Below are 13,720 nucleotides of genomic sequence, written 5' to 3'. Positions count from 1 at the left end.
CGATAGCGAAGAGGTCACACCCGTTCCCATACCGAACACGGAAGTTAAGCTCTTTAGCGCCAATGGTAGTTGGGACTTTGTCCCTGTGAGAGTAGGACGTTGCCAGGCACCTGAAAAAGGACTAGCTATTTTAGCTAGTCCTTTTTTTATTATTCACAGAGTATAAGCTATCTACATAAAATGGGGTAAATGAACTGCATAAAGACGTTACATCTTGTCGATACTTAATTAGTGGAGGTGGAGAGTAATGGAAAAACAAATTAAAACATGTTCCGTTTGTCATGAACAGAATACAAAGGGTATTGAGGTGTTTTCCAGCTTTATATGCCAACACTGCGAGATAGAGATTGTAGAGGTGGATTCATCTCATTTTCGTTATCAATTGTTAGTAGATCAATTAAAGAGAATATCAGGAGCGTTTTCTTACTAAAAGCCCTTTTTTATAAGGGCTTCTTTATATGGCTCAAAAAAATCAACTAAGTTTGTTATAATGAAAGAAAAATCAATTTTGATAGGAAAAATACTTACATATTCTTTTATCAAGTTAACAATGTTATATTTACAAAAAGTAAGGAATGGATGTATGGACACATATTTACCTTTATATAACCGTTTAGTAAGGCACAGCGAAAAGAGGTCACTCTCTTATCACGTGCCCGGCCACAAAAATGGTCAAATTCTACCTTCACATATTCAGTCTTCTTACGCAGACTTTTTGCAATACGATCTAACAGAAATTAGCGGATTAGATGATTTACATGAAGCAGAATCTGTTATTAAAGAAGCACAAGAGTTAACGGCAAAGTTGTATGGAGTAGATGAAAGCTTTTTTTTAGTTAATGGTTCTACTGTAGGCAATCTCGCCGCGATTTTCTCTCTTTGTCAAGAAGGAGATAAAATTGCTGTTCAAAGAGATTCTCATAAATCTATTTTTAATGCTATTGCTTTATCAAAGGCATCACCTATTTTTTTAGCTCCTGAAATAGATTCAAAAACACATCTTAGTACAGGTGTATCCATTAAAACAATTAAAGCAGCTTTAGAGGGTTCTCAGGATATAAAAGCATTTGTATTAACAAATCCTACTTACTACGGGGTAGCGCGAGATTTAAAGGAGATCATTGATTTTATTCATGGCTACAATATTCCTATAATTATTGATGAAGCTCATGGAGCCCACTTTATTTTAGGTAATCCTTTTCCGTCGTCAGCTGTTACGTATGGAGCGGATCTTGTTGTTCAGTCAGCACATAAAACGCTGCCAGCTATGACTATGGGTTCTTATTTACATATGCAGGGGACGTTGATAAATAAGCAAAGCGTTCGGCATTACCTACAAGTACTGCAGTCAAGCAGTCCCTCATACCCTATTATGGCTTCTCTCGATTTAGCAAGGTATTATCTGCAGCAGTTTACTCAGCATGATATTGATAGAATGACTGACAATATTCATTCGTTTGTTGAAAAGATTAATGAGATTGATACACTTTCAACTATTGATGTGGAAACAGATCAAACTGTTACCGACCTTTTGAAAATGACGTTGACTTGTTCGGCTGCAACAGGATATCATTTGCAAAAGGAACTGGAAAAGCAAGATATTTATACAGAACTAGCTGACGTTAACTATGTATTGTTTGTTCTACCTTTAAGCAGCAGATGGGATTTTAATGATACAATTAAGCGGGTTAGACAAGCAGTAGAGAATATACAGCGTAAGTCATATGAAAAACCACTAATCAAACCATTTCGTTTTTCAAGAGCAACGGTTCTCCTGCCTATGGAAGAAAGAAAACTAAGATCAAAGCATATGTGTTCGTTTGAAGAAGCGATTGGGCGTGTAAGTGCACAATCTGTTATTCCATATCCTCCTGGAATTCCTATTTTAATGGAGGGAGAAACGATTACGAGCAATCATATTGACTATATTTTGCATATTCAAAGGTTAAATGGTCATATTCAGGGCGGCTCTTGTATGGAAGAAGGAAAGATAGAAGTATTTAAATAGAGAAAGGAATTTATACATGTCAGGAACGTTTATTACATTCGAAGGGCCAGAAGGTGCTGGTAAGACGACGATCATCCATATGGTTCAACAAAAATTAATACAAGAGGGCTATAATATTGTATTAACAAGAGAGCCTGGAGGCATACGAATTGCTGAACAAATTCGTGAAATCATCTTAAATCCATCTAATACGGAAATGGATGCCAGAACCGAAGCACTTCTTTATGCTGCGGCTAGAAGACAACATCTTGTAGAAAAAGTGATTCCTGAGCTAAATAAAGGGAATATAGTATTATGCGACCGTTTTATTGATAGCTCACTTGCTTATCAAGGAAATGCGCGGGGTATAGGCGTAGAAGATATTTTTGCTATCAATCAATTTGCTATTGAGCAAACGATGCCACAGGCCACTTTATATTTTGATATTGAGCCTGAGGTCGGGTTAGAAAGAATTAATAAAGGTCGAAAAGATGAGATTAATCGATTAGATTTAGAATCCTTAGACTTTCATTACAAAGTACGAGATGGATATTTATCTCTTTTGAGTGAATTTCCAGAGCGTATTCGACGAATTGATGCAAATCAATCCGTTGAAAAAGTCTGTGAAGAAGCTTATAAACAAATAAAATTGATTTTAAAATAAATACAGATGATCGTTATTCTTGCTATACTATTCTTAACAAAAAAGTAAAATGAGGTGTTATTCATGAAATTAGTAATGGCCGTTATTCAAGATTCAGATAGCTCAAAGCTTTTAAATGCACTTGTAGAAAGAGGGTTTCGTTCAACCAAATTATCAAGTACGGGCGGATTTTTAAAATCAGGGAATACAACAATTATGATTGGTACAGATGATCATAAAGTAGATGAAGTACTTGATATTATTAAGGGCCAATGTGAAAACCGCAGACAGATGATTTCTCCTGTGGCACCGATGGGCGGTAATGCAGATTCATACATTCCGTATCCTGTTGAAGTTGAAGTGGGCGGAGCTACAGTATTCGTACTACCAGTAGATCAATTTCATCAATTTTAAGAGAGAAGATTTTAAATAGAAAGTGATGATTGAATGGGAAATACATGGGAACAGCTTGAAGCTCTTCAGCCGAACGTATTAAAGATTTTACAAAACAGCTTACTTAAAGAGCGAGTTGCTCATGCTTATTTATTTGAAGGAAGCAAAGGAACAGGTAAAAAACAAATTAGTTTTTTGTTTGCTAAAGCGCTGTTTTGCCAAAATCCAGTTAATCATAGGCCATGCCATGAGTGCAGTAACTGCCGGCGAATTGATTCAGGTAATCATCCAGATATTCACTTGATTGAGCCAGCTGGTTTATCGATTAAAAAAGAGCAAATTCAATTTTTGCAATCAGAATTCACAAAAACCGGTGTTGAATCTAATAAAAAGTTATATATTGTGAATCATGTTGATAAAATGACAGTAAGCGCAGCAAATAGTTTACTGAAATTTTTAGAAGAGCCTGGCAACGGAACTTATGCAGTTTTATTGACAGAAAATATACAGCGCTTATTAGATACGATTATCTCACGTTGCCAAGTAATATCATTTCGATCTCTTACACCAGAACAGCTAGCTGAAAAACTAGTAGAAAATGGCCTTTCCGCAGTAGATGCGTCCATCTTGTCTAATTTAACAAACAGCATTGATGAAGCAATTGAATTAAGTAAAGATGAATGGTTTGGACTTGCAATAAAGTTAGTGATACAATTATATGAAGTGTTAACAACGAGACCTCAACAAGCTCTTCTTTTTATTCATGAAAAGTGGGTAACACATTTTAAAGAAAAAGAACAAGCACATATTGGTTTAACTTTATTGATGCTTCTTTATCGTGATTTGTTGACGCTGCAAGTTGGACAAGAGTCTAAAATCGTCTATCGTCATAAAATAGAAGAATTAAAACAGCAAGCTCTTCAGACAACGCAGGAAAAAGCGATTTATCGCTTAGAGGTTATCTTGAAGGCCAAAAATAAATTAAATTCAAATATGAATCTACAGTTATTAATGGAACAGCTGGTGTTGGATTTGCAGGAGGGATAAAAGCTTGTATGATGTAGTAGGCGTTCGCTTTAAAAAAGCGGGAAAAATATATTATTTTGACCCTGGAGAACTTACAATTCCAGATGGTGAGTTTGTTATTGTAGAAACAGTTCGTGGTGTTGAATTTGGCAGAGTGGTTATTAATAAAAAGCAAGTAAGTGAAAACGATGTCGTACTTCCTTTGAAAAAAGTAATCCGCATTGCCGAACAAAAAGACAGGCTGATTGTGGATGAAAATAAACAAGCTGCTAGAGAAGCGTATGACGTATGCGTGCAAAAAATTCAATCACACGATTTAGATATGAAGTTAGTAGATGTAGAATATACGTTTGATCGTAATAAAGTCATTTTTTATTTTACAGCAGACGGCCGTATTGATTTTAGAGAGTTAGTTAAAGATTTAGCTGCTATTTTCCGTACGCGAATTGAGCTTCGTCAAATCGGTGTACGAGACGAGGCAAAACTGTTGGGCGGGATAGGTCCTTGTGGCCGTATGCTATGTTGCTCAACGTTTTTAGGTGATTTTGAGCCGGTTTCTATTAAGATGGCCAAAGACCAAAACCTATCGCTTAATCCAACGAAAATTTCTGGTTTATGCGGACGTTTGATGTGTTGTTTAAAATATGAAAATGATGAGTATGAAACGGCAAAAGAACAGCTTCCTGATATAGGCTCAACAATTAAAACTTCAGATGGTTCAGGACGTGTAGTGGGTTTGAATATTTTGGAAAGAATTATTCAAGTGGAACTGTCAGATCACGAACAAATTTTAGAGTATACTCTGGATGAGATCAATAATGAAGGTGCTGTTTCGTTTCAAGCCACAGATTAACGAGGTGGGCAAAGGTGGATAAAAAAGAGATTTTTGATTCGGTGACAAACATGGAGGAACAAATTGGTCATTTATATAAGCAGTTAGGTGAGTTGAAAGAGCATCTTGCTGAGCTAATTGAAGAAAATCATCACCTGCAAATAGAAAATGATCATTTGCGCCGTCGCCTTGACCAGACAAACTTCGAAACGAAGCTGAAAAATAGACATTCAAAAGCAAGCGCTCAAACAAAAGAGCAAAAACAAATTGATATCGGAGAAGGATATGACAATTTGGCTCGCCTTTACCAAGAGGGTTTTCATATTTGTAACATTCATTATGGAAGTGTGCGTAAAGATGGAGACTGTTTGTTTTGCTTGTCATTTTTAAATAAAAAGTAACAACACCTCTCCCTTTTGGAGAGGTTCTTTTTATGAGTAAAAGATGTAAATAATAGATGTACAAGGAGAAGAACGACTATGGTTGAGTTATATGGAGATGAACGTTTAGATTATCTATTAGCCGATGAGGAGATGCGCATTATTCAAAGTCCGTCTGTCTTTTCCTTTTCATTGGATGCTGTGCTTTTATCTCACTTTGCTTATGTCCCAATTCGTAAAGGTAACTTGGTTGATTTATGTTCAGGAAACGGTGTAATCCCACTGTTTTTATCTAAACGAACAAAGGGAAAAATTATTGGTGTAGAAATTCAAGAGCGGCTACATAGTATGGCGCAAAGAAGTATTGCGTATAATCAGCTCGATGGGCAGATTAAAATGATACATGATGATTTAAAAAATGCGCCTCAAGAACTGGGTTATGGAAAATATGATGTTGTAACATGTAATCCTCCTTATTTCACCACATCCAATAAAGAAGAGAGAAATGAAAACGAACACTTTGCAATCGCTCGCCACGAAATTCATTGTTCGTTGGAAGATGTGATTAGAGCCAGCAGTCAACTAGTGAAGCAAGGCGGAAAAGTGGCATTAGTTCACCGTCCAGGAAGACTGTTAGATATCGTTACGTTAATGAGGCAGTACCGTTTAGAGCCAAAGAGACTTCAGTTTGTGTATCCTAAAGATGGGAAAGAAGCAAATACACTTTTAATTGAAGGTACGAAGGATGGAAGTCCAGACTTAAAGATTCTTCCTCCGCTGGTGGTCTACCAAGATAATGATGAATACACGGACGAATTAAAAAGGATTTTATATGGAACAAAATAATCATTATTTTTACGTAGTGGAATGCAAGGACTGTACGTATTATGCTGGTTACACGAATAATTTGCAAAAACGTATTTCTGTCCATAATGAAGGAAAAGGGGCAAAATATACGAGAGCAAGAAGGCCTGTTTCATTAATTTGGCATGAGGTATTTACTTCTAAAACAGAAGCTATGCAAAAAGAATATTGGTTCAAACAGTTAAGCAGAGTGCAAAAACAGGCTTACATTCGAAGGGAGCAAGAAAAGCAGAATGAAATCACAAAAAAGTTATGATGTATCGAATGAACGAGGCGTTTTATATTTAGTTCCCACTCCTATTGGAAACTTAGAGGATATGACGTTTCGTGCGATTCGAATTTTAAAAGAAGTTGATTATATTGCCGCAGAAGATACGAGACAAACGAAAAAACTATGTAACCACTTTGAGATTGATACGCCTATTACAAGTTATCATGAACATAATAAACATACAAAAAGTGAACAGCTGTTAAGCGACTTAGATGGTGAAAAAAATATTGCTTTAGTAAGCGACGCGGGCATGCCTTGTATTTCAGATCCTGGTTATGAGTTAGTGGTAGCTGCCGTTAAAGAAGGATATACGGTTGTTCCGCTGCCGGGGCCTAACGCAGCATTAACAGCTTTAATTGCTTCGGGACTACCTACGGGGCAGTTTTATTTTTATGGATTTTTAAACAGAAATAAAAAACAGCGTAAAGAACAGCTTCAAGAGCTTCAGTATATTAAGGAAAGCATGATATTTTATGAAGCCCCTCATCGATTAAAAGAAACGCTAAAGAGTATAGAAGAAATTTTAGGGAACCGATCTATTGTGTTATGTAGAGAGTTAACAAAACGCTATGAAGAATTTTTAAGAGGAAGCGTATTAGAAGCAATTGAATGGACAAATGCCACAGATATTAGAGGCGAATTCTGCTTAATTCTTGAAGGGACAAATGAAGAAGCACCAGATGAAAGTAATCTATGGTGGGAACAGCTCACCATTATCGAGCATGTTGATCACTATGTAGAAGAAGGGCTTTCAAACAAAGAAGCTATTAAGCAAGTGGCAAAAGACCGAGATGTGTCAAAGCGAGACATTTATAGTGAATATCACGTACATTAAAAAAAGCTGTCTATCATAGACAGCTTTTCGTTTTATTTAGAAGCTTGTAAAGAATCTTGAAGTTCTTTCATGATTTGTTCTGCACCTTCACGGCTTAGAATTAATTTGCCGCTAGCAAGTTGAATGTTATCATCAGATACTTCACCTGTTACTTGGCAAGTCATGTTTGGTTTGTATTTTTTTAAGATGATGCGCTCTTCATCTACATAGATTTCTAGAGCATCTTTCTCTGCAATTCCTAATGTACGACGTAATTCAATTGGAATTACTACGCGTCCTAATTCATCAACTTTACGAACAATACCTGTAGATTTCATGTTAATCGTTCTCCTCTCAGTAATCATTTTTCTATGTTATTACTTTCGTCATTATTCGACAATTTCAACGTACTTTCATAATACCAGCGTTTCCAAAACTAGTCAATCATTTTATATGTAAAAAAATGTAGCTGGTAAAAAATTTTTTCTCGACTTGTTTACAAGCTAATTGTGACCGTCAGTCAAGGAATGACAAGGGGTTTCATTGAAAAAAAGATTAATCGTCTAAATAGCTTGATATTAACTATTTTGAAGATAGGGTAAATATAATTCGACATAAAACGACAAAATTAGACCTATTTGTCGTTTTCATCAAAGTGACTTTTTGAATGAGGGTATATTTTATATAAAAATAGGGCGAAGCTGATACAATTAACAGGATTATTTTTTGGAAAAATAACGATTATTTAAAAATGAAGTGAATCCGTCATATTCCGGTGTATATAGGAAGAGAATGTTTTGAAATTATCATGTAAAATAGTATGATAGATAGTAGAATAAGAAGACAGGGTTTATATGATTACATACATATAAATCAAAATGTTGAAATGGAATGTTGGAGGTTATGAACATGGCAGATGGAAATAATACATTTTATATTACTACGCCGATTTATTATCCGAGTGGTAAATTACATATAGGGCATGCATACACGACGGTAGCGGGAGATGCAATGGCTCGTTATAAACGTTTGAGAGGGTTTGACGTACGTTATTTAACAGGTACGGATGAACATGGTCAAAAAATTCAGCGAAAAGCAGAAGAGAAAAACGTGACACCTCAGCAATACGTAGATGATATTGTATCTGGAATCAAAGAACTGTGGGATAAGATGGATATTTCGTATGATGATTTTATCCGTACAACAGAATCCAGACATAAAGAAATCGTGGAAAAGATTTTCGCGCGCCTTTTAGAACAAGGTGATATTTATCTTGATGAGTATGAAGGTTGGTATTCAGTTCCCGATGAGACGTACTATACAGAGCATCAACTAGTAGATCCAATCGTTGAAAATGGAAAAGTTGTAGGCGGAAAAAGCCCGGATAGCGGACACCCTGTAGAGCTCGTTCGAGAAGAGTCCTATTTCTTTAAAATGGGGAAATACGTAGATCGTTTACTAGCTTTTTATGAAGAAAACCCTTCATTTATTCAACCAGAGTCCCGTAAAAACGAAATGATCAATAATTTTATTAAGCCTGGCCTTGAAGACTTAGCTGTTTCTCGTACGACGTTTGATTGGGGGGTAAAAGTTCCAGGTAACCCAAAACACGTTATTTACGTATGGATTGATGCGCTTTCTAACTATATCACCTCTCTTGGGTATGATACAGAGAACGATGAAAACTATCGAAAATATTGGCCGGCCAACGTACATTTAGTAGGAAAAGAAATCGTACGTTTCCATACTATTTATTGGCCAATCATGTTGATGGCACTTGATTTGCCACTTCCTAAGAAAGTATTTGCTCACGGCTGGTTATTAATGAAAGATGGAAAGATGTCGAAGTCAAAAGGGAATGTAGTAGACCCAGTGACATTGATTGACCGCTATGGACTAGATGCCCTTCGTTACTACTTACTTCGTGAAGTTCCATTCGGTTCAGACGGTGTATTCACACCAGAAGCGTTTGTTGAACGTATTAACTTTGACTTAGCAAATGACCTTGGCAACCTAGTTAATCGTACAGTAGCGATGATTAATAAATATTTTGCTGGTGTTATTCCGACTTATGAAGGCAATGTAACAGAGTTTGATGCACTTATCGTCCAAGCTCAAAAAGATACAGTGAATAAATATGAAGAAGCGATGGAAGATATGGAGTTTTCAGTGGCTCTTGCTTCTATCTGGCAATATGTAAGCCGCACGAATAAATACATTGATGAAACGCAGCCTTGGGCGTTAGCAAAAGATGAGAATAAGCGTGCAGAACTTGCTTCTGTTATGACACATCTGGCTGAATCAATTCGTCACATTGCGGTATTACTGCAGCCATTCTTAACACGTACACCTGAGAAAATTTTTGCTCAGATTGGTGTAAAAGAAGATGTATTAAAAACGTGGGAAAGTACGACGCGTTTTAATATGCTTAAAGAAGGCACAAAAGTAGAAAAAGGTGAGCCAATGTTCCCTCGTCTAGATCGAGAAGAAGAGGTAGCGTTTATTAAAGAGCAGATGCAAGGAAGTGCTCCAAAAGAAGAAAAACCTGTTGTGAAGGAAGAGTCTTCTGAAGAGATTACAATTGATGATTTCATGAAAGTAGAGCTTCGTGTAGCGCAAGTTACGCAAGTAGAACCAGTTAAAAAGGCAGATAAACTATTAAAGCTTCAGCTTGATCTTGGCTATGAAAAACGCCAGGTTGTATCAGGTATTGCCAAGTTTTATAAGCCTGAAGAATTAGTAGGTCGAAAAGTAATTTGTGTAACCAACTTAAAACCTGTGAAACTGCGCGGTGAACTATCACAAGGAATGATTTTAGCGGGTGAAGATGAGAATGGTCTTTCACTAGCAAGCGTAGATCAAAACTTAGCAAATGGCACGAAGATAAAATAAGTATAGGCAAAAGGGGTGTTTCACGTGTAACATGCGAGGACCCCCTTTTATTCATGGAAAGGATCGATTAGATGTTATTTGATACACATGTTCATTTAAACGCAGAACAGTATGAAGATGATTTGCAAGAAGTAATTAATCGTGCGTTAGAAAAAGGTGTTCAAAACATGGTAGTTGTGGGATTCGATGAACCTACCATCAAAAAGGCTATTCAAATAGCTGAAACGTATGACTTTATCTATGCTAGTGTAGGATGGCATCCAGTAGATGCAATTGATATGACAGATGAGCACTTAGCTTGGATTGAAGAGTTAGCTCAGCATCCGAAAGTTGTGGCTTTAGGGGAAATGGGATTAGACTACCATTGGGATAAATCACCTAAAGAGGTTCAAAAGGACGTATTTCGCCGTCAAATTCGCTTAGCTCGCAAAGTAAATTTACCTATCATTATTCATAATCGTGATGCAACGGAAGACGTGGTAACCATTTTAAAAGAAGAGCACGTAGAAGAAGTAGGCGGGATTATGCATTGCTTCACGGGCAGTATTGAAGTAGCGAAGCAGTGTATGGATATGAATATGTATATTTCTTTTGGTGGACCTGTTACTTTTAAAAATGCGAAAAAACCAAAAGAAGTTGCTACAGAGCTTCCTTTAGACAAACTATTAATTGAAACAGACTGTCCTTATCTAACTCCTCATCCATTCCGCGGCAAGCGCAATGAACCTGGTTATGTTTCATACGTAGCAGAGCAAATTGCAGAGTTAAAAGGGATAACGTATGAAGAATTAGCTGATATTACAACAGCTAACGCCAAAAAGCTATTTGGCATTAATGATTAAAACTTTTTCTCATATAACAATCATTTTCGTGTTAAAGTAAAGATAGGCGCAGAGGAGAATGTTATCCTCTGCCTTTTTCAGTTAAAATAACAGGTAAATGCTTTTTAATTTAGTTGATAATAAGATAAAACGTTGATTTCATAGAAGAAAAATGATGTGCGTAACGAGCATTTCGTTTTTACTGAAAAGCAAATGAACAAAACTGAATGTTTTGGAGGAAGCAATGAAGATTAAAGAAATTATTGTAGTAGAAGGCCGAGATGACACTGTAGCGATTAAACGTGCAGTGGATGCGGATACCATCGAGACAAATGGATCAGCTGTAAATGAAGAAACCATTGAGAAAGTAAAATTAGCTCAAAAAACAAGAGGCGTGATTATTTTTACAGATCCAGATTATCCGGGACAGCGAATTCGAAATATTGTTTCAGAACGTGTTCCCGGATGTAAACATGCATTCTTAGATAAAGAAGAGGCTCGCCCTAAAAATGGCAAAGGCATTGGAGTTGAACATGCTTCTATTGCGTCTATTCAAAAAGCACTAAAAGATGTGAAGCAAGAGTGGATGGGGGCAGCTATGGAGATTTCTCAAGAGGATTTAATCGTAGCTCGTTTGATAGGAGATAGTAAAGCCAAATCTCGACGTGAAAGAATAGGAAAGTTATTAAAAATTGGCTATGCCAACGGAAAGCAGCTCCATAAACGCTTACAGATGTTCCAAATTTCAAAAGAGGACTTTATCAGAGCTGTTGAGCAGATAAATAAGGAGGAAAAGGGATCGTGTTAAAAGATATTGCAACGCCTAATCGAACCAAGGAAATTTTAAAGAAATACGGTTTTACATTTAAAAAGAGTTTGGGACAAAATTTTTTAATTGATACGAACATTTTACATCGTATTGTTGATCATGCGGAAATAACAGAAGAAACGGGAGCTATTGAAATTGGACCTGGTATCGGGGCCTTAACTGAACAGCTAGCAAAGCGCGCAAAAAAAGTACTAGCATTTGAAATCGATCAGCGTCTGCTTCCGATTTTAGCTGATACGCTTTCTCCTTACCCAAATGCAAAAGTTATTCATCAAGATGTGTTAAAAGCGGATTTAAAAGGGACGCTCGAACAAGAATTCGAAAACATAGAAGATTTAATGGTCGTTGCGAATTTACCCTATTATGTGACGACACCCATTTTGATGAAATTATTAGAAGAGCAAATTCCGGTACGTGGAATTGTCGTTATGCTTCAAAAAGAAGTTGCTGACCGTATAGCAGCTAAACCGGGAACAAAAGAGTACGGTTCACTTTCTATTGCGATTCAATACTATACAGAGGCTGAGACGGTTATGATTGTGCCTAAAACAGTGTTTAATCCGCAGCCTAATGTAGACTCAGCTGTTATTCGATTGTTAAGAAGACCGAAGCCAGCGGTAGAAGTACAAGATGAAGCATTCTTCTTTCAAGTTGTACGAGCAAGTTTCGGACAGCGTCGAAAAACAATTTTAAACAATCTAGTGAACAACTTGCCAAATGGGAAGCAGAAAAAAGCGGACATTGAGCAAGCACTTTCAACTGCTGAAATTGATCCGAAACGAAGAGGCGAAACGTTATCTATTCAAGAATTTGGAAAGTTAAGTGATCAACTTTTAAAATCATTTCGCTAAATTATCACATTTTTATCATGAAGTCATAGGCTATGAAGAGAATTTATTTTTGAAGTAGCAAAGACGGAGTGAAGCATATGAACATCAAAATTGGTGATATAGTTACACGACCTTCTTATCAAAGAGATTTGCTTTTTCGTGTTATAGCTATTAATGACAGCGAAGCGGGGAAATATGCGACTTTAATAGGAGAAGACGTTCGGTTGATTGCCGACGCTCCTTGTACAGATCTAGAGGTTGTGGATGCTAAAGAACAGGATCAAAGAAAAAAACAAGAAGAAGAACTTTTAGAAAGATCCTTGGAGCTTATTCAACAGGATTATCGGCTCGTTCGAGAGAAAACTGAATATAGCATGACAAATGGATACAGCCATTCACATCGCTTATTTCAAATTCCAGGAAAGGTCCTGCACGTAGACGGAGACCCTAATTATTTACGTAAATGTTTGTTGGTTTACGAAAAAATTGGTGTTCCTGTTTATGGTGTTCATTGCGTTGAGTCAGAAATGCCGGAGAAGGTTGGAAAGCTAATTGAGGATGTAAGACCTGATATTCTAGTGCTGACAGGTCATGATGCCTATTCCAAAGGAAAAGGAAATAAAGATGATCTCCTTGCTTATAGACATTCCAAGCACTATATTCAAACAGTCCAAGAAGCAAGAAAAAGAGTTGGTAATTTAGATCAGCTGGTGATCTTTGCAGGTGCCTGTCAATCGCATTTTGAATTATTGATTCAAGCTGGAGCAAACTTTGCTAGTTCACCTTCACGTGTAAATATTCATGCTCTTGACCCTGTGTATGTAGTAGCAAAACTAAGTTTTACTCCTTTCACGGATCGTATTAATGTATGGGACGTCTTACGTAATACATTAACGGGTGCTAAAGGTTTAGGAGGAGTAGAAACAAAAGGGTTGCTTCGCACGGGCATGCCTTATGAAAGCGATGAGTAGAAATAAAAACAACTGGTTACAGCATGTACACGCATGATGTGCAACCAGTTGTTTTTTCGTATGAAGCCAAAGTATACGCTTAATTACACAAAATCATTTTCAATATTTGCTAAAGATATACATATTTCGTTGAAAAACGAGCATACTAACAGCGAAATGTAGATTCA

16 protein-coding genes and 1 rRNA gene are annotated in these 13,720 nt (G+C 36.7%); 16 read left to right on the top strand and 1 reads right to left on the bottom strand.

Going from position 1 to position 13,720, the window contains the following annotated elements; translation table 11 throughout:
- The 11 genes from rrf to rsmI all read left to right on the top strand — a co-directional run.
- A 5S ribosomal RNA gene (rrf, locus tag AC1D0Y_RS26345) occupies positions 1-108 on the top strand; the annotation flags it as partial.
- 139 nt (positions 109-247) lie between these two features.
- Positions 248-430 (top strand): sigma factor G inhibitor Gin, encoded by a 183-nt coding sequence (locus tag AC1D0Y_RS26340; protein WP_028410359.1) that lies wholly within the window; start codon positions 248-250, stop codon positions 428-430.
- 153 nt (positions 431-583) lie between these two features.
- Positions 584-2,008: an aminotransferase class I/II-fold pyridoxal phosphate-dependent enzyme gene (locus AC1D0Y_RS26335; protein ID WP_060744943.1), complete on the top strand. Its 1,425-nt coding sequence runs from the start codon at positions 584-586 to the stop codon at positions 2,006-2,008.
- A 16-nt stretch (positions 2,009-2,024) separates the two neighbouring features.
- Positions 2,025-2,651: a dTMP kinase gene (tmk, locus tag AC1D0Y_RS26330; protein WP_013081331.1), complete on the top strand. Its 627-nt coding sequence runs from the start codon at positions 2,025-2,027 to the stop codon at positions 2,649-2,651.
- Positions 2,652-2,714: 63 nt separating this feature from the next.
- Entirely contained in the window at positions 2,715-3,044 is a 330-nt protein-coding gene (locus AC1D0Y_RS26325; RefSeq protein WP_013054845.1) for a cyclic-di-AMP receptor, read from the top strand.
- Between the two features lie 33 nt (positions 3,045-3,077).
- Positions 3,078-4,070 carry a DNA polymerase III subunit delta' gene (gene holB, locus AC1D0Y_RS26320; protein WP_025753146.1) on the top strand — a complete coding sequence of 331 codons (993 nt, stop codon included), beginning with the start codon at positions 3,078-3,080 and terminating at the stop codon, positions 4,068-4,070.
- Positions 4,071-4,074: 4 nt separating this feature from the next.
- Complete coding sequence (locus tag AC1D0Y_RS26315; protein WP_028410357.1) at positions 4,075-4,902, top strand: PSP1 domain-containing protein; 828 nt, start codon at positions 4,075-4,077, stop codon at positions 4,900-4,902.
- 14 nt (positions 4,903-4,916) lie between these two features.
- On the top strand, positions 4,917-5,282 hold the full coding sequence (yabA, locus tag AC1D0Y_RS26310) for a DNA replication initiation control protein YabA (protein ID WP_013054848.1): 366 nt from the start codon (positions 4,917-4,919) through the stop codon (positions 5,280-5,282).
- 78 nt (positions 5,283-5,360) lie between these two features.
- Positions 5,361-6,107, top strand: coding sequence for a tRNA1(Val) (adenine(37)-N6)-methyltransferase (locus tag AC1D0Y_RS26305; protein ID WP_286127837.1), 747 nt, complete (start codon positions 5,361-5,363; stop codon positions 6,105-6,107).
- The gene (locus tag AC1D0Y_RS26300) at positions 6,094-6,381 is read left to right on the top strand and encodes a GIY-YIG nuclease family protein (protein WP_013054850.1); all 288 of its coding nucleotides are present in this window, start codon (positions 6,094-6,096) and stop codon (positions 6,379-6,381) included. The genes AC1D0Y_RS26305 and AC1D0Y_RS26300 overlap by 14 nt, the downstream gene beginning before the upstream one ends.
- Positions 6,359-7,231, top strand: a complete 873-nt coding sequence (gene rsmI / locus AC1D0Y_RS26295) for a 16S rRNA (cytidine(1402)-2'-O)-methyltransferase (RefSeq protein WP_028410355.1) — start codon at positions 6,359-6,361, stop codon at positions 7,229-7,231. The genes AC1D0Y_RS26300 and rsmI overlap by 23 nt, the downstream gene beginning before the upstream one ends.
- A 32-nt stretch (positions 7,232-7,263) precedes the next feature.
- On the opposite strand, the gene AC1D0Y_RS26290 is transcribed toward rsmI, so the two are convergent.
- Positions 7,264-7,554: an AbrB/MazE/SpoVT family DNA-binding domain-containing protein gene (locus tag AC1D0Y_RS26290; RefSeq protein ID WP_170836841.1), complete on the bottom strand. Its 291-nt coding sequence runs from the start codon at positions 7,552-7,554 to the stop codon at positions 7,264-7,266.
- A 565-nt stretch (positions 7,555-8,119) separates the two neighbouring features.
- On the opposite strand from AC1D0Y_RS26290, the gene metG reads away from it, so the two are divergent.
- From metG to yabG, 5 genes are all read left to right on the top strand, one after another.
- Positions 8,120-10,102 (top strand): methionine--tRNA ligase, encoded by a 1,983-nt coding sequence (gene metG, locus AC1D0Y_RS26285; RefSeq protein WP_477708127.1) that lies wholly within the window; start codon positions 8,120-8,122, stop codon positions 10,100-10,102.
- Positions 10,103-10,173: 71 nt separating this feature from the next.
- Positions 10,174-10,944 carry a TatD family hydrolase gene (locus AC1D0Y_RS26280; RefSeq protein ID WP_025753152.1) on the top strand — a complete coding sequence of 257 codons (771 nt, stop codon included), beginning with the start codon at positions 10,174-10,176 and terminating at the stop codon, positions 10,942-10,944.
- 223 nt (positions 10,945-11,167) lie between these two features.
- Positions 11,168-11,731 (top strand): ribonuclease M5, encoded by a 564-nt coding sequence (rnmV, locus tag AC1D0Y_RS26275; protein WP_013081337.1) that lies wholly within the window; start codon positions 11,168-11,170, stop codon positions 11,729-11,731.
- A complete protein-coding gene (gene rsmA / locus AC1D0Y_RS26270; RefSeq protein WP_028410352.1) occupies positions 11,725-12,603 on the top strand; it encodes a 16S rRNA (adenine(1518)-N(6)/adenine(1519)-N(6))-dimethyltransferase RsmA in 879 nt (292 codons plus the stop codon). Before rnmV ends, rsmA begins: the two co-directional genes overlap by 7 nt.
- A 77-nt stretch (positions 12,604-12,680) precedes the next feature.
- Positions 12,681-13,553, top strand: coding sequence for a sporulation peptidase YabG (gene yabG / locus AC1D0Y_RS26265; RefSeq protein WP_025601509.1), 873 nt, complete (start codon positions 12,681-12,683; stop codon positions 13,551-13,553).
- The last annotated feature ends 167 nt before the right edge of the window (positions 13,554-13,720 follow it).

The sequence above is a fragment of the Priestia sp. P1_B12_1 genome (assembly GCF_056406695.1).
Note: the sequence above shows the minus strand (reverse complement) of the source record. Positions and strands in the feature narration are given on the sequence as shown.